Below are 20,055 nucleotides of genomic sequence, written 5' to 3'. Positions count from 1 at the left end.
CACACAAGAACACGCCGACGCCGGTGCCTTCCTCGACACCGGCGTCACGACGGGGGATGATTCTTACTTCATTGACGGGAAGGCGAACTGGGCGCCTTCGCGGATCCCGCCGGTCGGCCAGCGTTGGGTGATGGTCTTGCGGCGGGTGTAGAAGCGCACGCCGTCCGGACCATAGGCCGACAGATCGCCGAACAGCGACCGCTTCCAGCCGCCGAAGCTGTGGTAGGCAACCGGGACCGGCAGCGGCACGTTGATGCCGACCATGCCGACCTTGATCATGTCGCCGAAATAGCGGGCGGCCTCGCCGTCGCGGGTGAACAGGCAGGTGCCATTGCCGTATTCGTGGGCGTCGATCAGGTCCATGCCCTCCTGCATCGACTTCACCCGGACGAGGCACAGCACCGGGCCGAAGATCTCCTCCCGGTAGATCGTCATCTCCGGGGTGACGCGGTCGAACAGACAGCCGCCCAGGAAATTGCCGTTCTCGTGCCCCGGCACCACCAGCCCGCGGCCGTCCACCACCAGCTCCGCGCCCTCGGCGACGCCCTGGTCGACATAGGCCTTCACCTTCTCGAAATGCGCCCGGGTGACCAGCGGCCCCATCTCGCAGCCGGCCGCGGTGCCGGCGCCGACCTTCAGGTCACGCAGCGCCACCGACAGCTTGTCCTTCAGCCGGTCGGCCACCTCGTCGCCAACCGCGACGACGACGGAGATCGCCATGCAGCGCTCGCCGCAGGAGCCGTAGGCCGCGCCCATCAGCGCGTTGACGGCGTTGTCCAGATCGGCGTCTGGCATGACGATGGCGTGGTTCTTGGCCCCGCCCAGCGCCTGCACCCGCTTTCCATGGGCGCTGGCGGTCGAATAGACATACTCGGCGATCGGGGTGGAGCCGACGAAGCTGACGCCCTGCACCCGCGGGTCGGTCAGCAGCGTGTCCACCGCCTCCTTGTCGCCGTTGACGACGTTCAGCACGCCGGGCGGCAGGCCCGCCTCCAGCGCCAGCTGGGCGATGTAGAGGGCGGAGCTGGGGTCGCGCTCCGACGGCTTCAGGACGAAGGTGTTCCCGCAGGCGATGGCGATCGGGTACATCCACAGCGGGACCATCGCCGGGAAATTGAACGGCGTGATGCCGGCGACGACGCCCAGCGGCTGGAATTCCGACCAGCTGTCGATGGCCGGCCCGACATTCTTGGAGAACTCGCCCTTCAGCAGTTCCGGGACGCCGCACGCATATTCGACATTCTCGATGCCGCGGGTCAGCTCCCCAAACGCGTCGTCCAGGACCTTGCCGTGCTCCGCCGTGATAAGGGCGCAGATGCGCTCCGCATTCTCCTCCAGCAGCTGCTTGAAGCGGTACATGACGCGGGCGCGCTTGGCCGGCGGCGTGGCGCGCCAGGCCGGGAAGGCGGCCTCGGCGGCGGCGATGGCGTCTTCCACCGTGGCACGGGATGCCAGGGCGACCTGTCCTGCCACGTCACCGGTGGCGGGATTGACGATGTCGGCGGTGCGGGTGCCGGCGGGCGCGTCAGTCTTGCCGCCGATCAGGTGGGCAACGGTGGTCATGGTGGCTTTCCTGGGGGTGTTCGTTGTGCAAGGTCTTTGCTCCACCCTTCTCCCGGCGCGGGAGGGAAGGGTGGAGCAATGCGCTGCCGGCGCCCTTACGCCGTTGCCTGGATGGCGTCGGCGACGACGTCGAACAGGCGGTCGAGGTCGGCGGGCTCGCTGTAGAAATGCGGGCCGAACTGCAGCGTATCGCCGCCGAAACGCACGTAATAGCCGGCCTTCCAGCACTTCTCGCCGATCTCATAGGGCCGGCGGGCCGGTTCGCCCGGAAGCGGGGCGATGGTGACGGCGCCGGTCAGACCATAGTTGCGGATGTCGGCGACGTTCTTCAGCCCCTTCAGCCCGTGGATCAGGTTTTCGAAATGCGGTGCCAGCGCCGCGGCCTTCTCCCACAGCTTCTCCCGCTCGAAGATGTCGAGCGCGGCCAGACCGGCGGCGCAGGCGACCGGATGGGCGGAATAGGTGTAGCCGTGCGGGAACTCCACCATGTATTCCGGCCCGCCATTGTCCATGAAGGCCTGGTAGATGTCGTGCTTCGCCACCACGGCCCCCATCGGCACAGCGCCGTTGGTCAGGCCCTTGGCGACGTTCATGATGTCCGGGACGACGCCGAAGGCGTCAGCGCCGAAGGGGGCGCCCATGCGGCCGAAGCCGGTGATGACCTCGTCGAAGATCAGCAGGATCGAATGCTTGTCGCAGATCTCGCGCAGCCGCTGGAGATAGCCCTTCGGCGGCGGCAGCACGCCGGCCGAGCCGGCCAGCGGTTCGACGATCACGGCGGCGATGTTGGAGGCGTCGTGCAGCGCCACCAATTCCTCCAGCGCGTCGGCCAGGAAGGCGCCTTCCTCCGGCATGCCCTTCACGAACAGGTTCTGCGGCAGCAGGGTGTGGGGCAGATGGTCGGCATCGACGCCGGTGCCGAACAGCTTGCGGTTGCCGCCGATGCCGCCCAGGCTGGTGCCGCCGAAATTGACGCCGTGATAGCCCTTGGACCGGCCGATCAGCTTGGTCTTGGTCGGCTGGCCCTTCATCCGCCAATAGGCCCGCGCCATCTTCAGCGAGGTGTCGGCCGCTTCGGAACCCGAACCGACAAAGAAGACATGGTCGAGGCCGGCCGGGGTCATCGACGCCAGCTTGTGCGCCAGCTTGAAGGCGGCCGGATGGCCGTGCTGGAAGGCCGGGCTGTAATCCAGTTCGGCGATCTGGCGGGCGACCGCCTCGGAGATCTCGCGGCGGCAGTGGCCGGCGCCGCTGCACCACAGGCCGGACAGGCTGTCGTAGATCTTGCGGCCTTCGGCATCCCAGTACCAGGTCCCCTCCGCCTTCACGATCATGCGGGGGTTGTTCTTGAACTGGCGGTTGCCGCTGAACGGCATCCAATGGGCGTCAAGTTCCTCGCGCGTCAGTCCGGCGGCCTTGTCGAAAGACTGGCCGAGGGACTGGGTGTGATCGCTGTCCAGGGGTGCCATCCGCTGTTCTCCCGCATCCGTTAGGGGCGCTGTCGCCGGAGAGTGTGCGCGGTTCCTGGTTGTGATTAAATCCAAACTATAAGAACTTCACATAACTGTTTGCTTACCTATCACGCCCACATCCCTCACGGTTCCAGCATGAGCAAGCCCACCCGGTCCCCCACCCGGCCCCCTACCCGGCCCATGGCCCCGATCGGCGATGCCGACATCCGGCTTCTGCGCGTGTTCCGGACGGTGGTGGAGTGCGGCGGCTTTTCCGCCGCCGAGGTGGAACTGAACATCAGCCGGGCGGCGATCAGCCAGCATATGGCGGATCTCGAACGGCGGCTTGGCCTGACGCTGTGCCGACGCGGGCGGGCGGGTTTCCGGCTGACCGACGAAGGGCATCTGGCCTATGAGGCGACGCTGCGCCTGCTGGCCAGCACCGAGAGTTTCCGCAGCGAGATCAATACCCTGCATGGCCGCCTGCGCGGCGAATTGAACATCGGGATCACCGACAACCTCGTCACCATGCCGCAGATGCGGGTGACGCACGCCCTTCGCGGCCTGAAGCGGCTGGCGCCCGAGGTCCGCGTCAACATCCGCATGATTCCGCCCAACGAGATCGAGCGGGGCGTGCTGGACGGGCAGTTGCACGTCGGCGTCGTCCCGGTCCGCAGAGGTCTGCCCGGGCTGGCCGGTCTGCCGCTTTACCAGGAGGAATCGCTGCTCTATTGCGGCGACGGCCATCCGCTGTTCGACCGACCCGAGGGAACGGTGACGCGCGAGGCGGTGGAGGCGGCCGACGCCGTGGCGCCGACCCAGGCGCAGCTTCCCCATGAGCTGAACAACACCGCGACGGCCACCGACCGCGAAGGGGTGGCGTTCCTGATCCTCACCGGCTGCTATGTCGGCTTTCTGCCGACCCATTATGCCCGGCAGTGGGTCGAGCGCGGCATGATGCGGGCGCTGCTGCCCGGCACCTTCCATCATGCCCTGGAGTTCCAGGTGGTGACGAAGAAGGGCGCCCAACCGAATCTGGTGCTGGAGCGGTTCCTGGATGTCTTGCGCGGCGACGGCAAGAGCTTGGATGCCGAATTGCCGCTCCCATGAACTAGGCGGGTCGTTATGGTCGTGGCCGGGTTGCGCGGCTGCGTTCCTGAACATCCCTATTGATATTTAAAACGTCATTATGCATATTCTGAACATAGTTCCAGATGTATCAGCGTGGTATGCAGGATGATCACGGCTTCGCAGATGCGCGCCGCTCGGGCGCTCCTGGGGATCGACCAGAAGACACTCGCCGAAATGGCCGGACTGTCCGTCCCGACCATTCAGCGCATGGAGGCGAGCGACGGAAATGTGCGCGGCGTGGTCGACAGCCTGACCAAGGTGGTCGATGCCCTCACCCACGCCGGGATCGAACTGATCGGCGAGAATGCGCAGAGCATCGCCGGCGGCCGAGGCGTCCGGCTGAGGACACCGACGGAAAAATCCTGACGCCACACCCGATCGAACCTGCGACGGCGACCGCCGACCTGATGCCGACGATCCCGCCGCCTTATTGAAGGCCGCCGGACAGATGACAGCCCGAACCGAACCGATTTCCCAACCTCGTCAGCCCAGTTTTGCCGAATTGTTCACCCCGAAGCTCGTCACAATTCTGCGCGAGGGGTACGGATTATCGAATTTCCGCGCCGATGCGATCGCCGGGCTGACGGTGGCCATCGTCGCGCTTCCGCTTTCCATGGCGATCGCCATCGCGTCGGGCGCGTCGCCGGCCCAGGGGCTCTACACCGCGATCTTCGGCGGCCTTCTGGTGTCCGCTCTCGGCGGCAGCCGGTTCCAGATCGGCGGCCCCGCCGGCGCCTTCATCGTTCTGGTCGCCGCCACGGTCCAGGCGCACGGCATGGACGGGCTGATCCTCGCCACCATGCTGTCCGGCCTGATCCTGGCGGCCATCGGCTTTCTGCAGTTGGGCACCTACATCAAGTTCATGCCCTATCCGGTGACGGTCGGCTTCACCGCCGGCATCGCCGTCATCATCTTCGCCAGCCAGATCAAGGATCTGCTCGGGCTGACCCTGGGCGTGCCGGAGCCGGGTCCGCTGCTCGACAAGCTGCCGGTGCTGTGGTCGAGCCTGCCGACGGCGAAACCTGCGGCGGTCGGGCTGGCGCTGGCGTCGATCGGCATCATCACCGGTCTGAAGATTCTGCGGCCCCATTGGCCGGGCATGCTGATCGCGGTCGCCGGAAGCGCGGCGGTGACCGCCGGCCTTGGCCTGGAGGTCGCGACGATCGGCACCGATTTCGGCGGCATTCCGCCGGGTCTGCCGATGCCGAGCCTGCCGGCCATCACCCTGGACAAGATCCAGGCGGTCCTGCCGAGCGCCGTGTCGTTCGCGCTGCTCGGCTCCATCGAATCGCTGCTCTCGGCGGTGGTGGCCGACGGCATGACCGGGCGTCGCCATCGTTCCAACTGCGAACTGGTCGGGCAGGGCGCCGCCAATATCGCCTCGGCCCTGTTCGGGGGATTCTGCGTCACCGGCACCATCGCCCGCACGGCGACCAATGTTCGCGCCGGTGCCCACGGGCCGGTTTCCGGCATTATGCACTCCGCGTTCCTGATGGTCTTCGTGCTGGTCGCGGCGCCGCTGGCCAGCTTCATTCCGCTGGCCAGCCTTGCCGGCGTGCTGGCGGTCGTGTCCTGGAACATGGTCGAGAAGCCGGCCTTCGCGCTGCTGCTGCGCTCCTCGCGCGGGGACGCCGCGGTCCTGCTGTCGACCTTCCTGCTCACCATCTTCCGCGGTCTGTCGGAAGCCATCGTCATCGGCTTCGCGCTCGGTTCGGTGCTGTTCATCCATCGCATGTCGAAGGTGACCGCGATCGAAACCCAGACCCCGTTCGTCGCCGAGGACCGGCCTGACGGTGCCTCCTCCGCCCGCACGCCCTACAATGAAGCCGCCGCCGATCCCGATGTGGTCATCTACCGCATCTCCGGCGTGTTCTTCTTCGGCGCGGCGGCCTCCATCGGTTCGGTGCTCGACCGCATCGCCGACACGCATCGGGTGCTGATCGTCGATTTCGGCGCCGTGCCGTTTCTCGATTCCACCGCCGCCAACACCATCGAAGGGCTGGCGCACAAGGCGGCCCGGCGCGGCGTGAAAGTGATCCTGACCGGGACCAGCCACGCGCTGCGGCAGGACCTGTTCAACCATGGCCTCAAGCCGCCTCTCGTCACTTATGAACGGACGATCGAGGTTAGCCTGCGCAAGCTGCGGCGGAGCGATGGGCGTATGACCGCCGGGGCGGACACATCCGCCGAGACGTGGCGGGGCAACGAAGGGTAGGATCGCCTATTGTCCGGCACGGGAGGCGGGCGCCGTGAAAGCGGTGCCCTCTCCGCGGCAAAGGGGGGGCGTCATGAGAAAGCTGCTGATCGCACTGGCCGTCATCGTCGGTATGGTCGTCGTCGCGGTGGCCGCTCTGCCCTTTGTCCTGACCGGGGATTTCATTGCCCAGCGCATCGCCGCGGCGGTGAAGGAGCGCACCGGCCGCGATCTCGATCTCCGGATCGCCTCGGTATCGCTATTCCCGCGACTGAAAGCGGCGGTCGCATCGGCGGCCCTGTCCGATGTGCCCGGCAGTGGACGCCCGCCGATGGTCGAGGTCGGGAACGCCGAGTTGGAAATGCCGCTGTGGCCCCTGCTGCACGGCACGATCGAACTGGAGCGTCTGCATGTCGATGGCCTGCGGACCAATCTGGTGGTGGATGCCGGAGGGCGCGGCAACTGGGACTTTGGCGGCCAGGGCGCCGGTAAGGGCAATGAGCCTGCCGGCCCGCAAGGGCAGAAGCCCCAAGAGCTTCCCGACCTGCGCTTGGGCGACGTCCGCATCGGCAATGTGGCGGCCGGCTACACCGACCAGCGGTCCGGCCAGTCCATCGCCCTGTCGGATGGGTCGCTGGTCGTGGCGATGCCCGATCTCGATACGCCGGCTCATATCGAAGGCCATGCCGCGGTCAATGGCCGTGCGCTGACCCTGATGGTCCAGGTCGACTCCCCCCGCGCGCTGGCCGCAGGCAAGCCGACGGCGGCACGCGGTCGGCTGGCATCCGACCTGTTCGAGGTCAAGCTGGATGCGAAACCGGAGGCCGACGGGCGCACCGGCGGGCCGCTGACGGCGTCGGTGCCTGACGTTACCGCACTGGCGGCTTGGCTCGGGGTTCCGAACGCCGGGACACTGCCGGTGCGGACGGTCCATCTCACCGGCAAGGCCGGCCTCGGTGGGCCGCAGGCGTCGCTGGACGATTTCAATCTGGCGCTCGACGACGTCAAGGCCAGCGGTGCGGTGCAAGCCGACTGGTCGGGCAAGGTGCCGGCGGTGACGCTGCGGGCGTCGGTCGATCCGATCGACCTCGACCGCTTTCTTCCCGCCCCCGCCCCGGCTGCGCCGGCCCAGGGACCCGCGCCCGCTTCCGCGGACGCCGGATGGAGCGACGAGCCGATCGACATTTCACCGTTGCGGCGTCTGAACTTGGACGCGGTTGTCGACAGCAAGGGGACCCGAATCCGGGGCATCGGGATCGGGCCCACCCGGACCACCATCACCCTTCGGGACGGCGTTCTGGTTGTCGATGCGCCGGACCTTCCCGCCTTCGGCGGCCATACCGGCAGCGGCCTGAGGGTGGACGCCACGAAGCAGCCGGCGAGCTATGCGCTGAAGATGACCGCCAACGGCCTTCAGGCCGAACAGGTGTTGGCGACCTTCGCCGGGACCAACGTGATCCGCGGCACCACCGCGCTGGTCATCGACGTGACCTCGGCCGGCGGCAGCCAGAAGGCGCTGGTGTCCGCCCTGATGGGGACGGCCCATATCCTGTTCCGCGACGGCGCGCTGCGGGGGATCAACATCGCGGCCATCCTGCGCGATCCGGTCGCCGCCGCCACCGGGCAGATGCAGGCCGCGGCACGGGAAACCGACTTCGCCGAGTTCGGGGGCAATTTCCGCCTCGATCACGGCGTGGCCCGCACCGGCGACCTGCGCATGCTGGCGCCGATCTTCCGCGTGGAGGGACAAGGCACGGTGTCGCTGCCGGATCGGCGGCTGAACCTCCGCCTCGAACCGACGGTGACGTCGAGCCTGAAGGGGCAGGGCGGGCAGTTCCAGCAAACCGGCGTGACGGTCCCCGTCCTGGTGACGGGGAGCTTCGGCGCACCTTCGATCCAGCCCGATTTCAGCGGGGTCGCCCTGTCCGCCATCAAGGACCCGGCGAGGGCCGCCGAGGCGGTGAGGCGGCTGAAGGAAGGCGCCTCTCCGGCCGACATCCTCGGCGGCGTCCTCGGCTCGGGCAATTCCGGCAAGGCTGACAAGCCGGCAGGAAACCTCCCCCTGCCGATTCCGGGCGGTCAGTTGCCTCCGGCCCTCAAGGACCTGTTCGGCCGGTGAAGCGCCCGGAGGCCGGAATCCGCAGCGTGATGGGGCAATAATACGAACGGAAGGGCGGATATGACCATCGCGGCGGTCCGCTGCCCTGTCGCCAGTTGCCGTGACGGTCCAGCGCCTTATGATCCTGGGCAATGACCGCCAGGACGGTCTCGCAAGATGAGGGTTCGGGACATGAGTGACGCATCAACCGCCGGCTGGATCGAGTTGACGGCGGCGGACGGCCACCGGCTGCGCGCCTATCGGGCGCCGGCCAAGGGCGAGGAGATCGGGCGCCTGATCGTGGCGCCGGAGATCTTCGGCATCAACCACCACATCCGCAGCGTCTGCGACGGCTTTGCCCAGCAGGGCTTCACCACCGTGGCGCCGGACCTGTTCGACCGGGCCGAACGCGGGGTGGAACTGCCCTATGACGATGCCGGCATCCAGAGGGGCATCGCGCTGAAGGGCGCGGTCGCGACCGCCGATGCCCTGCAGGACGTCGCCGCGGCGCTGGCCTATCTGGGCGGTGACGGGTCGGCCGCCATCGTCGGCTATTGCTGGGGCGGCAGCATCGCCTGGGCGGCGGCGGCGGCTCTGCCGGTGCGCGCGGCCATCGGCTATTACGGCGGGGAGATCGGCAAGACGCTGGACAGCGCCCCGCGCGTGCCGACCCTGCTTCATTTCGGCGAGCAGGACCACGCCATCCCGCTGTCGGTCGCCGAGGGGGTAAGCGCGCGCTATCCGTGGGTGCCGGTGCATGTCTATCCGGCTGGCCATGGCTTCAACTGCGACGAGCGGGGGAGCTTCCATCCGGAAAGTGCGGTGCTGGCGCTTCGCCGGACCGTTGGACTGCTGCGGGCCGTGTTCTGACCGGAGCTTGCCGAGCTTCCTTCCGCCGCCTGTCCTTATGAGATCCCAGCCGGATAGGCCAGCGGCGGAAGGCCAGCAGCCCGATGCAGATCAGCGCGTAGATCAACGGCGTCGTCTGCCAGCCCTTCACCAGCATGATGAAGTGCAGGCAGCCGGCCACCCCGGCAATGAACACACCCTTGTGGAGGGCGCGCCAGTTCTTGCCGCCCATCCGCTTGACCATGCCGTCGGTGGAGGTGGCAGCCAGCGACGTCAGGATCAGGAAGGCGCCCATGCCGACCGTGATGTAGGGCCGCTTGACGATGTCCTTCCAGATCGCCGCCCAGTCGAAGAACTGGTCCAGCCCGATGTAGGTGGACAGGTGGACGCAGGCGTAGAAGAAGGCGAACAGCCCCAGCATCCGGCGGAAGCGCGCCAGCCCGGCCAGCCCCGTCAGCATGCGCAGCGGCGTCAGCGCCAGCGCGATCAGCAGGAAGCGCAGGGCCCAGAGTCCACTGGCCTTGACGCTTTCCAGCACCGGCTCCGCCCCCAACTCGCCGGTGTAGGCGAGCCAGACGGTCCAGACCAGGGGAACCAGGGCGGCGGTGAAGACGACCGGCTTGGCCCAGCGGGACACAAGGGCGGCGTTGGCGGCGGCGCGCCAATCGACGCCGCCTGCGGTGGCCATGGGAGCGGGCATGGTCAGAAATTCGCCTTCAGGTCCATCCCGGCATAGAGCGACGCGACCTCTTCGCCATAGCCGTTGAAGGGCAGCGTCTTGCGGCGGGAGAATTCGCCGACCCGCCGTTCCGTCGCCTGGCTCCAGCGCGGGTGGTCGACCTCCGGATTGACGTTGGAATAGAAGCCGTATTCGCTCGACTGAGCCTTGTTCCAGGCGGTCGGCGGCTGGTCCTTCACCAGCGTGATCTTGACGATCGACTTGATCGATTTGAAGCCGTACTTCCACGGCACCACCAGCCGGATCGGCGCGCCGTTCTGGTTGGGCAGAACCTCGCCATACATGCCGACGGCCAGCAGGGTCAGGGGGTGCATCGCCTCGTCCAGCCGCAGCCCCTCGGTATAGGGCCAATTCAGCACCCAGGAACGCAGGCCGGGCATCTGCTTCGGGTCGTTCAGGGTCTGGAAGGCGACGTATTTGGCGTTGCCGGTCGGCTCCACCCGCTTCAGCAGCTCGGCAAGCGGGAAGCCGACCCAGGGGATCACCATCGACCAGCCTTCGACGCAGCGCAGGCGGTAGATGCGCTCCTCCATCGGGAATTTCAGCATGTCCTCGATGCCGATGGTCATCGGCTTGGCGACCTCGCCGCCGATGGCGATTTCCCACGGGCGCGTCTTCAGCGTGCCGGCATTCTCAGCCGGATCGCTCTTGCCGGTGCCGAACTCGTAGAAGTTGTTATAGGTGGTGGCCGACTTCATCGGCGTCGTCGGATCGAACTTCGGATCGGCCGGCTTGATCGTGGTCGGCGCCTCGAAGGCTGCTGCCAGCGCGTTGCCGCTCCACACCGGCAGGCTGCCCAGCGCCATCGCGGCGGCGCCACCGGCCATCAGGCTGCGGCGCGACAGGAAAAGCTCCCGCGGCGTCACCTCGTCTTCGCGCGCCTGCGACGCGGTGGGGAAATTGAACAGCATCGACCCTCTCCCGAACGGACCATTCCTGCCACTAACCATAGGTCCGCAGCCGGCCGACGGCAAATCACGGGGTCTACACGATTGCGTGAACGGGCGGTCAGCGCCGGCCCAGCGGGATCACCACCGCCGGTCCGCCCAATGCACCGCCGAACCCGCCGCCGCGCGCTGCGCGCCGCGCCGGAAAGGGCAGCACGTCGGCCGGCGGGCGTGGCGGGCTGAGGATCGGCAATCCGGGCATTCCGGCGAAAGAATGGGCCAAGGCCACGCCTTGGTGGCAGGCGCGCATCCAAGAGAACATGCAGCACATCGAAGCCTGCATGGTAAATGTCCACAGAGTCATGGCCAAGCCCCGGGCTGTGAAGAAGGTCGGGTTGTCTTGCCCCGCGGGAGGCGGCCGGTGCCGGAAAGACCCGCCGTGGGTTGGAACCTTAACGATGACGGCGGGTGAATCGTTCCGGCACCCTCTCGATGCGCAATGGTCAATCGGCTGAATGAACGAGCTGATGAAGCCGGACAAGCGCAAGAACCGGCCCTCTCCGTCATAAGTCATAGGCATAACCCTTCCGCACGAATTCGCGCCGCCTACGAAAGGCTAAATTGACCGGAATCGCCTTTACTTCATCGTGCGGGGCTGTAGGACTGCGCAGTCAATCTTCGGACTGGGGCGATGTACGCACAGCCTTGTTGCGGGCATTCGGCATTCCGGTTGTGTTGGCTTGCGTTTTCTTCCACCGCACAGCAGAGCGGTTTTACAGAGCGATTTCGGGGATGGGCGGAGCGCGGTCCATGGTGGGCTCGGCGCGCGGATTGGGGAACGGCATGACGGCGATGGTCGAGACGGCGGACGCGTTGGATCCGAAGGTTCTGCTGATGGCCCTGCGACAACTGCGCAAGGGCGATTTCTCGGTGCGGTTGCCGCTCGACCTCACCGGGATCGACGGCGAGATCGCCGCCGCTTTCAATGACGTGGTCGAGCTGAACCACAACCTGACCACCGAGACCAGCCGGCTCAGCGTCGCCATCGGCAAGGAAGGCCGCATCAGCCAGCGCGCCAAGCTGAACAACGCCTCCGGCGGGTGGGAAACCTGCGTCGACAGCATCAACACGCTGGTCGGCGACATGATCCAGCCGACGACGGAAATCGCCCGCGTCATCGGCGCCGTCGCCAAGGGCGACCTGTCCAAAACCATGGCGCTGGAGATCGAAGGCCGCCCGTTGCAGGGCGAGTTCCTGCGCACCGCCCGCAACGTCAACACCATGGTTGAGCAGCTTGTCACCGTCACCACTGAACTGACGCGCGTGGCGCGCGAGGTCGGGATAGAGGGCAAGCTGGGCGGTCAGGCCCAGGTGAAGGGGGTTGCCGGCACCTGGAAGGATCTGACCGAGAACGTCAACGTGATGGCGGCCAATCTGACCGGTCAGGTCCGCAACATCGCGGAGGTGACGACGGCGGTCGCAAAGGGCGATTTGTCGAAGAAGATCACCGTCGATGTGAAGGGCGAAATCCTTGAGCTGAAATCCACCATCAACACGATGGTGGACCAGCTGAACAGCTTCGCCTCGGAAGTGACGCGCGTGGCGCGCGAAGTGGGCTCCGAAGGCAAGCTGGGCGGTCAGGCCAAGGTGGAAGGTGTCGGCGGTACTTGGAAGGACCTGACCGACAACGTGAACATGATGGCGGAAAACCTGACCGGTCAGGTCCGCAACATCGCGGAGGTTACGACGGCGGTCGCCAAGGGCGATTTGTCGAAGAAGATCACCGTCGACGTGAAGGGCGAAATTCTGGAGCTGAAATCCACCATCAACACGATGGTGGACCAGCTGAACAGCTTCGCCTCGGAAGTGACGCGCGTGGCGCGCGAAGTGGGCTCCGAAGGCAAGCTGGGCGGTCAGGCCAAGGTGGAAGGTGTCGGCGGTACTTGGAAGGACCTGACCGACAGTGTGAACATGATGGCGGCGAACCTGACCGGTCAGGTCCGCAACATCGCCGACGTGACCACGGCGGTCGCGACGGGTGACCTGTCGAAGAAGATCACCGTCGACGTGAAGGGCGAGATTCTGGAGCTGAAATCCACCATCAACACCATGGTGGATCAGTTGAACAGCTTTGCCTCGGAAGTGACGCGCGTCGCAAGAGAGGTGGGCTCGGAAGGCAAGCTGGGCGGTCAGGCGCGCGTGGAAGGCGTCGGCGGCACCTGGAAGGACCTGACCGACAGCGTGAACTTGATGGCGGCGAACCTGACCGGTCAGGTCCGCAACATCGCCGATGTGACGACCGCCGTCGCCAACGGCGATCTGTCCAAGAAGATCACCGTGCCGGTGAAGGGCGAGATCCTTGAACTGAAGAACACCATCAACACGATGGTGGACCAGTTGAACAGCTTCGCGTCGGAGGTGACGCGCGTCGCCAGAGAAGTGGGCTCCGAGGGCAAGCTGGGCGGTCAGGCCCAGGTGAAGGGCGTCGGCGGCACTTGGAAAGACCTGACCGATAGCGTGAACGCGATGGCGACCAACCTGACGGGTCAGGTCCGCAACATCGCAGAGGTGACGACGGCGGTCGCCAATGGCGATTTGTCGAAGAAGATCACCGTCGACGTGAAGGGCGAGATTCTGGAGCTGAAATCCACCATCAACACCATGGTGGATCAGTTGAACAGCTTCGCTTCGGAAGTGACGCGCGTCGCCAGGGAAGTGGGTTCGGAAGGAAAACTGGGCGGTCAGGCGCAGGTGAAGGGGGTTGCCGGCACCTGGAAGGATTTGACCGACAATGTGAACGCGATGGCGACCAACCTGACCGGTCAGGTCCGCAACATCGCAGAGGTGACGACGGCGGTCGCTAACGGCGACTTGTCGAAGAAGATCACCGTCGACGTGAAGGGCGAAATCCTTGAGCTGAAATCCACCATCAACACCATGGTGGACCAGCTGAACAGCTTCGCCTCCGAAGTCGCCCGCGTGGCGCGCGAGGTGGGCATCGAGGGCAAGCTGGGCGGTCAGGCGCAGGTGAAGGGGGTTGCCGGCACCTGGAAGGATCTGACCGACAACGTGAACATGATGGCGGCGAACCTGACCGGTCAGGTCCGCAACATCGCCGAAGTCACCACCGCGGTCGCCAAGGGCGATTTGTCGAAGAAGATCACCGTCGACGTGAAGGGCGAGATCTTCGAACTGAAATCCACCATCAACACCATGGTGGATCAGCTGAACAGCTTCGCTTCGGAAGTGACGCGCGTGGCGCGCGAAGTGGGCTCCGAAGGCAAGCTGGGCGGTCAGGCGAAGGTAGAGGGCGTCGGCGGCACCTGGAAGGACCTGACCGACAATGTGAACATGATGGCGGCGAACCTGACCGGTCAGGTGCGCGGCATCGCCAGCGTCGTCACCGCGGTCGCCGACGGTGACCTGAAGCGCAAGCTGGCGGTGGACGCCAAGGGCGAGATCGCGGCGCTGGCCAACACCATCAATGGCATGATCGACACGCTGGCGACCTTCGCCGATCAGGTCACCAACGTGGCGCGCGAGGTGGGCATCGAAGGCAAGCTGGGCGGTCAGGCCCGCGTGCCGGGCGCTGCCGGCCTGTGGAAGGACCTGACCGAGAACGTGAACCAGCTGGCCGCCAACCTGACCACCCAGGTGCGCGCCATCGCCGAGGTCGCCACCGCGGTGACCAAGGGCGACCTGACCCGCTCCATCACCGTCGAGGCGATGGGCGAGGTCGCGGCGCTGAAGGACAACATCAACGAGATGATCCGCAATCTTCGCGATACGACGCTGAAGAATGCGGAACAGGATTGGCTGAAGACCAACCTCGCGAAATTCACCCGCATGCTGCAGGGCGAACGCGATCTGGTCACCGTCTCCAACATGATCCTGTCGGAGATCGCGCCGCTGGTGAACGCGCAGCACGGCGTCTTCTACGTCGCCACTCGCGACCGCGACGAGCCGCTGCTGGAACTGGTCGCCTCCTACGCCCTGAAGGAGCGCAAGAACCTGTCCAACCGCTTCCACCTGAAGGAAGGTCTGGTCGGGCAGTGCGCCTATGAGAAGAAGCGCATCCTGCTGACCAACGTGCCGCGCGACTATGTGTCGATCAGCTCCGGCCTGGGCGAGGCGCCGCCGCTGAACATCATCGTCCTGCCGGTGCTGTTCGAGGACGACGTGAAGGCGGTGATCGAGCTGGCGAGCTTCGGCCGCTTCAGCGAGACGCACCAGAGCTTCCTGGAGCAGTTGACCGAGAGCATCGGCATCGTTCTGAACACCATCGCCGCCAACATGCGCACCGAAGGTCTGCTGAAGCAGTCGCAGCGCCTGACCACCGAACTGCAGAGCCAGCAGGAAGAGCTGAAGACCACCAACGAGCGGCTGGAACAGCAGGCCGCCTCGCTGCGCAAGTCGGAAGAGCTGCTGAAGGCCCAGCAGGAAAAGCTGACCACCACCAACGAGGCGCTGGAGGAGAAGGCCGAACAGCTGGAGAAGCAGAACATCGAGGTCGAGCGCAAGAACCGCGAGGTCGTGCTCGCCAAGGCGGCGCTGGAGGAGAAGGCGGAACAGCTTGCCCTGACCTCCAAATACAAGTCGCAGTTCCTGGCGAACATGAGCCACGAGCTGCGCACGCCGCTGAACAGCCTGCTGATCCTGTCGAAGCTGCTGGCCGACAACCCCGACACCAACCTGTCCGACCGTCAGGTGGAGTTCGCCCGCACCATCCACTCGGCCGGATCCGACCTGCTGGGGCTCATCAACGACATCCTCGACCTGTCGAAGATCGAATCCGGCACGGTGACGCTGGAAATCGGCGAGGTCGTGCTGGGCGACCTGCGCAACCATGTGGAGCGCACCTTCGCGCAGTTGGCGCAGGAGAAGAAGCTGGACTTCACCATCGAAATGGACGAGGCGCTGCCCGCCAGCGTCCAGACCGACGAGAAGCGGCTGGCCCAGGTGCTGAACAACCTGCTGTCCAACGCCTTCAAGTTCACCGAGAGCGGCGGCATCACCTTCCGCGTCGCCCCGGCGACCGAGGGCTGGAGCGCGGCGCACCCGACGCTGGATGCGGCATCGTCGGTGCTGGCCTTCACCGTCACCGACACCGGCATCGGCATCCCGGAGGACAAGCAGCGCATCATCTTCGAGGCGTTCCAGCAGGCCGACGGCACCACCAGCCGCAAATACGGCGGCACCGGACTGGGGCTGTCGATCAGCCGCGAGATCGCCCGGCTGCTGGGCGGCGAAATCCGCGTTTCCAGCACGCCCGGCAAGGGCAGCTCCTTCACCCTGTATGTCCCGCGCAGCTTCGACACCATCGCGGAACCCGCCGCTCCGCTCGGCACCCCCGCGATCGGCACCTCCCCGGCGCCGGCCGGGCTTTTGCCCAAGCGGACGGACACGGCGACCCGGCCGGTGGTGGCGTCCGGCCCACAGGAGGGGCTGGCTCTGCTGGACATGCCGCCGGGCGGTGACGACCGTGAAAAGCTGCGCCCCGGCGAACCGGTGGTGCTGATCGTGGAGGATGACAGCACTTTCGCCTCCATCCTGCTCGATCTGGCGCGGGAGAAGGGTTTCCGCACCATCCTGTCCAGCGGCGGGTCGGCGGCGCTGCCGCTGGCGCGCAAATACCGGCCGGACGCCGTGCTGCTCGACATCGGGCTGCCGGACATGGACGGCTGGGCGCTGCTCGACCTGCTGAAGCGCGATCCGCAGACCCGCCACATCCCGGTCCACGTCATCTCCGCCAAGGACGAGCGCCGACGCGGCCTGTCGATGGGCGCCTTCGACTATTCGGAAAAGCCGGTGGAGCGCGAGGCGATCTTCGACGCCCTGAACCGGGTGAAGAGCTTCAAGGAGCGCGACCACCGCAAGCTGCTGGTGGTGGAGAAGGACAGCCCGCAGCCGGGCGCCGTCGCCGCCCTGATCGGCAACGGCGACGTCGAGACCCACACCGTCACCTCGATCGAGGCGGCGATGGCGGCGCTGACGGCCGACCGCTTCGATTGCATGGTGCTGGACCTGTCCAGCCCGACCCTGCCCGGACCGGTAACCGTCGATTTCGAACTGATCGAATGGCTGCGCACCCGCGACACGCTCGCCTGGATGCCGGTGGTGGTCTATGTCGCCGCCGACATCGCGCCGGAGGACGAGGCGCGGCTGCGCCGGCTGGCCGAGACGGTGGTGCTGAAGAGCGCCCGCTCGCCGGCCGGGCTGCTGGACGAGACGGCGCTGTTCCTGCACCGTGCCGTCGACCGGCTGCCCGACGAGAAGCGGCGCAGCATCCTGGATCTGCGCCAGCATGACCCGGCGCTGGCCGGCAAGCGGGTGCTGGTGATCGACGACGACATCCGCAACATCTTCTCGCTCGCCAGCGTGATGGAGGCCCACAAGATCGAGGTCTTGCATGCCGAAAGCGGGCGCGAGGGGATCGAGCGGCTGCGTGCCGATCCGGAGGTGGACGTCGTGCTGGTCGACATCATGATGCCGGAGATGGACGGCTATGAGACCATGCGCACCATCCGCAGCATCGAGGAGTTCCGCGGACTGCCGATGATTGCCGTCACCGCCAAGGCGATGAAGGGCGACCGCGACAAATGCATCGAAGCCGGCGCCACCGATTACATCGCCAAACCGGTGGACATCGACCATCTGCTGTCGCTGCTGCGGATCTGGACCGCCAAGGGCAACCGGCCGCAGCCGCGCGGCGGAGTGCAGCCATGACCCGGCGCAAGCTCCAGACGGCGCGGAGGGGGCGGCGTGCCCCCTTCGTCCCGCCGCCCGCCAGTCCGGTGCCTCCGGTTCGCCGGTCCACCCTGCTCGGCACCACCAGCGTCCCGATGCCCGGCGAGGGCGCTGTTCGCCAGACGCTTCTGCCGGCGGCCCCTGCACCCGACGTGACGCCGGTGCCACCGTCCTCCGGCCCGGCTGCCGTCCCCGCGGGATGGGAAAGCGGAACCATGACCAGCGATTCGAATCCCCAGCCCGACAAGGCGGACGTCGCGATCCTGATCGTCGACGACGACCCGCGGAACCTGTTCGCCGTGCGCGAGACGCTGGAGGATCTGGGGGCGCAACTGGTGCTCGCCCGGTCGGGGGAGGAGGCGCTGAAGCATCTGCTGCGGCAGGACTTCGCGCTGATCCTGCTGGACGTCCACATGCCGGGCATGGACGGCTACGAGACGGCGGAGCTGATCCGCCTGCGCGAGAAGTCCCGCCACATCCCGATCATCTTCCTGACCGCCATCAACAAGGACGAGACGCACATCTTCCGCGGCTATACCACCGGCGCCGTGGATTACATGTTCAAGCCCGTCGACCCGCTGATCCTGAAATGCAAGGTGGCGGTCTTCGTCGATCTCTACCGCAAGACCGAGGAGGTGAAGCGCGAGGTCGAGGCCAAGCAGCGCCTGCTGGACGAGAATGAGCGGGTGCGGCGCGAGATGCGGCAGGCCGAACAGGCATTGCGCCGGTCGGAGGAGCGGCAGGCGCTGATCCTGGGCCAGCTTCCCATCGTGCTCTACACCGCCGACCTGACGCCGGGCATTCCGTTCCGCTACCTGTCGGACACCACGGAAACGGTGCTGGGCTGCCCCGCATCCCGCTTCATCGAGGATCCGCAATTCTGGGAACGCGGGCTGCATCCGGACGACCGCAACCGCGTCCTGCGTCAGCTGGAGTCGGTCCACGAGACCGGGCTGACCATGGTGGAATACCGCTGGCGCGGCCCGGACGGCGGCGAGCGCCATCTGCTGGATCAGGCGGTCGTCGTGCGCGACGAGGACGGCGTGCCGACCGAGCTGTTCGGCACCATCATGGACGTGACCGAGACGCGCCAGGCCCAGCAGCAGCTCGCCCACGCGCAGAAGATGGAGATGGTCGGCCGGCTGACCGGCGGCATCGCCCATGACTTCAACAACATGCTGATGGTGGTGATCGGCAGCCTGGAGCGTCTGGTCCCCGGCCTCGCCGACGATCCCAAGGCGGCGCGGCGGGCGGAGATGGCGCTGCAGGCGGCGCTGCGTTGTTCCGACATGACGCGGCGGCTGCTGACCTTCGCCCGGCGCCAGCAGCTTCACCCGGAGCCGGTGGATCTTGGCGCACTGGTCGCCGGCATGGGCGAGCTAATGGAGCGCACGCTGGGCGGGGCGGTTGCCATCGCCATCGAGGCGCCGCCGGCCGATGCCGAGCCGCTGTGGATCGCCTCGGTCGACCGCTCGCAGGCGGAATCGGCTCTGCTGAACCTCGTCATCAACGCCCGCGACGCCATGCCCGGCGGCGGCACCCTTCGGATCCGTACCGCGAACACCCGCTTCGAGGAGCCGCAGACGGCGCACGGCATGTCGGTTCCGGCGGGCGACTATATCCTGCTGTCAGTGTCGGACAGCGGATGCGGCATGCCGCCGGACGTGCTGGAACGCGCCTTCGAACCCTTCTTCACCACCAAGGAAACGGGGAAGGGCACCGGACTCGGCCTTGCCATGATCCATGGCTTCGTCAAGCAGTCGGGCGGGCTGATCGGCATCGACAGCACCCCCGGTGCCGGCACCACCTTCCGGCTCTATCTGCCGCGGGCGACGATGGACGCCCTGCAAAGCCCAACTCCGGACGAGGACGGTGCCGACGAAGCCTTCGCCGGCCGAGGCGAGACGGTGCTGGTGGTGGATGACGACGCCGACGTGCGGGCGGTCGCCGTCCAGGCGGTGACGGCGCTGGGATACCGCGTGCTGGAAGCCGACGGGGCGGAAGCGGCGCTGACCCTGCTGGATCGGCAGCCGGTCGACCTTCTGTTCACCGACATCGTGATGCCCGGCGGGCTGAACGGGCGCGAACTGGCGCTGGAGGGTTTGCGCCGCCATCCCTCGCTGCGGGTGCTGTTCGCGTCGGGCTATGCCAACGGAACCAGTGCGCCGGAACCGGAGGCCGGCGCGTCCGCCGACACCGGCAGCGCCGCCGATCCCGGTGCCGTGCTGGGGGCCGTGCTGAGCCGGGCGGAAACGCTGCCGAAGCCTTACCGCGACGGCGTTCTGGCCCGTGCCCTGCGGCGCGCGCTGGATTTGCAGGCCCCTCTCGCCCCGGCGGAGGCCGTCCGGGGATGATGAGGGGGATCGAGGGCGGCGCCGTCCCACGCCGCCGGTTGT

General features: G+C 66.8%; 12 protein-coding genes. 7 read left to right on the top strand and 5 right to left on the bottom strand.

The features are described 5' to 3' along the window. Window positions 1-63: 63 nt before the first annotated feature. Window positions 64-1,563, bottom strand: a complete 1,500-nt coding sequence (locus M5E06_RS23330) for a CoA-acylating methylmalonate-semialdehyde dehydrogenase (protein ID WP_252140230.1) — start codon at window positions 1,561-1,563, stop codon at window positions 64-66. 95 nt (window positions 1,564-1,658) lie between these two features. After that, the gene (gene aptA / locus M5E06_RS23325) at window positions 1,659-3,032 is read right to left on the bottom strand and encodes an omega-aminotransferase AptA (protein ID WP_286208935.1); all 1,374 of its coding nucleotides are present in this window, start codon (window positions 3,030-3,032) and stop codon (window positions 1,659-1,661) included. A gap of 138 nt (window positions 3,033-3,170) precedes the next feature. Between aptA and M5E06_RS23320 the strand changes: the two genes are divergently transcribed. From M5E06_RS23320 to M5E06_RS23300, 5 genes are all read left to right on the top strand, one after another. Next, complete coding sequence (locus M5E06_RS23320; protein ID WP_252140229.1) at window positions 3,171-4,124, top strand: LysR family transcriptional regulator; 954 nt, start codon at window positions 3,171-3,173, stop codon at window positions 4,122-4,124. 126 nt (window positions 4,125-4,250) lie between these two features. Next, window positions 4,251-4,511, top strand: a complete 261-nt coding sequence (locus M5E06_RS23315; protein WP_252140228.1) for a helix-turn-helix domain-containing protein — start codon at window positions 4,251-4,253, stop codon at window positions 4,509-4,511. Between the two features lie 82 nt (window positions 4,512-4,593). Beyond that, window positions 4,594-6,360, top strand: coding sequence for a SulP family inorganic anion transporter (locus tag M5E06_RS23310; RefSeq protein ID WP_252140227.1), 1,767 nt, complete (start codon window positions 4,594-4,596; stop codon window positions 6,358-6,360). A 73-nt stretch (window positions 6,361-6,433) separates the two neighbouring features. Beyond that, window positions 6,434-8,458 carry an AsmA family protein gene (locus M5E06_RS23305; RefSeq protein WP_252140226.1) on the top strand — a complete coding sequence of 675 codons (2,025 nt, stop codon included), beginning with the start codon at window positions 6,434-6,436 and terminating at the stop codon, window positions 8,456-8,458. A gap of 171 nt (window positions 8,459-8,629) precedes the next feature. Then, window positions 8,630-9,307, top strand: a complete 678-nt coding sequence (locus M5E06_RS23300; RefSeq protein ID WP_252140225.1) for a dienelactone hydrolase family protein — start codon at window positions 8,630-8,632, stop codon at window positions 9,305-9,307. On the opposite strand, the gene msrQ is transcribed toward M5E06_RS23300, so the two are convergent. The 3 genes from msrQ to M5E06_RS35660 form a co-directional block, all read right to left on the bottom strand. Beyond that, window positions 9,219-9,974 carry a protein-methionine-sulfoxide reductase heme-binding subunit MsrQ gene (gene msrQ, locus M5E06_RS23295; protein WP_502802006.1) on the bottom strand — a complete coding sequence of 252 codons (756 nt, stop codon included), beginning with the start codon at window positions 9,972-9,974 and terminating at the stop codon, window positions 9,219-9,221. The genes M5E06_RS23300 and msrQ overlap by 89 nt on opposite strands. A 14-nt stretch (window positions 9,975-9,988) precedes the next feature. Then, entirely contained in the window at window positions 9,989-10,936 is a 948-nt protein-coding gene (gene msrP / locus M5E06_RS23290) for a protein-methionine-sulfoxide reductase catalytic subunit MsrP (RefSeq protein ID WP_136703506.1), read from the bottom strand. A gap of 97 nt (window positions 10,937-11,033) precedes the next feature. Further along, window positions 11,034-11,165 carry a hypothetical protein gene (locus M5E06_RS35660; RefSeq protein ID WP_286208934.1) on the bottom strand — a complete coding sequence of 44 codons (132 nt, stop codon included), beginning with the start codon at window positions 11,163-11,165 and terminating at the stop codon, window positions 11,034-11,036. A 557-nt stretch (window positions 11,166-11,722) separates the two neighbouring features. Between M5E06_RS35660 and M5E06_RS23285 the strand changes: the two genes are divergently transcribed. Next, on the top strand, window positions 11,723-17,638 hold the full coding sequence (locus M5E06_RS23285) for a hybrid sensor histidine kinase/response regulator (protein ID WP_252140223.1): 5,916 nt from the start codon (window positions 11,723-11,725) through the stop codon (window positions 17,636-17,638). Beyond that, on the top strand, window positions 17,635-20,013 hold the full coding sequence (locus M5E06_RS23280) for a PAS domain-containing hybrid sensor histidine kinase/response regulator (RefSeq protein ID WP_252140222.1): 2,379 nt from the start codon (window positions 17,635-17,637) through the stop codon (window positions 20,011-20,013). Before M5E06_RS23285 ends, M5E06_RS23280 begins: the two co-directional genes overlap by 4 nt. Window positions 20,014-20,055: the final 42 nt, after the last annotated feature.

It is taken from the genome of Azospirillum sp. A1-3 (assembly GCF_023806445.1).
Lineage (GTDB): Bacteria > Pseudomonadota > Alphaproteobacteria > Azospirillales > Azospirillaceae > Azospirillum.
The sequence above is the reverse complement of the archived record's forward strand: the minus strand, read 5'-3'. Positions and strand labels throughout refer to the sequence as shown.

What these genes read in the sequence shown, in the direction of transcription:
- M5E06_RS23330 (WP_252140230.1), bottom strand. Translation starts at nt 1,563, where the DNA reads ATGACCACCGTTGCCCACCTGATCGGCGGCAAGACTGACGCGCCCGCC.
- aptA (WP_286208935.1), bottom strand. Translation starts at nt 3,032, where the DNA reads ATGGCACCCCTGGACAGCGATCACACCCAGTCCCTCGGCCAGTCTTTC.
- M5E06_RS23320 (WP_252140229.1), top strand. Translation starts at nt 3,171, where the DNA reads ATGAGCAAGCCCACCCGGTCCCCCACCCGGCCCCCTACCCGGCCCATG.
- M5E06_RS23315 (WP_252140228.1), top strand. Translation starts at nt 4,251, where the DNA reads ATGATCACGGCTTCGCAGATGCGCGCCGCTCGGGCGCTCCTGGGGATC.
- M5E06_RS23310 (WP_252140227.1), top strand. Translation starts at nt 4,594, where the DNA reads ATGACAGCCCGAACCGAACCGATTTCCCAACCTCGTCAGCCCAGTTTT.
- M5E06_RS23305 (WP_252140226.1), top strand. Translation starts at nt 6,434, where the DNA reads ATGAGAAAGCTGCTGATCGCACTGGCCGTCATCGTCGGTATGGTCGTC.
- M5E06_RS23300 (WP_252140225.1), top strand. Translation starts at nt 8,630, where the DNA reads ATGAGTGACGCATCAACCGCCGGCTGGATCGAGTTGACGGCGGCGGAC.
- msrQ (WP_502802006.1), bottom strand. Translation starts at nt 9,974, where the DNA reads ATGGCCACCGCAGGCGGCGTCGATTGGCGCGCCGCCGCCAACGCCGCC.
- msrP (WP_136703506.1), bottom strand. Translation starts at nt 10,936, where the DNA reads ATGCTGTTCAATTTCCCCACCGCGTCGCAGGCGCGCGAAGACGAGGTG.
- M5E06_RS23285 (WP_252140223.1), top strand. Translation starts at nt 11,723, where the DNA reads ATGGTGGGCTCGGCGCGCGGATTGGGGAACGGCATGACGGCGATGGTC.
- M5E06_RS23280 (WP_252140222.1), top strand. Translation starts at nt 17,635, where the DNA reads ATGACCCGGCGCAAGCTCCAGACGGCGCGGAGGGGGCGGCGTGCCCCC.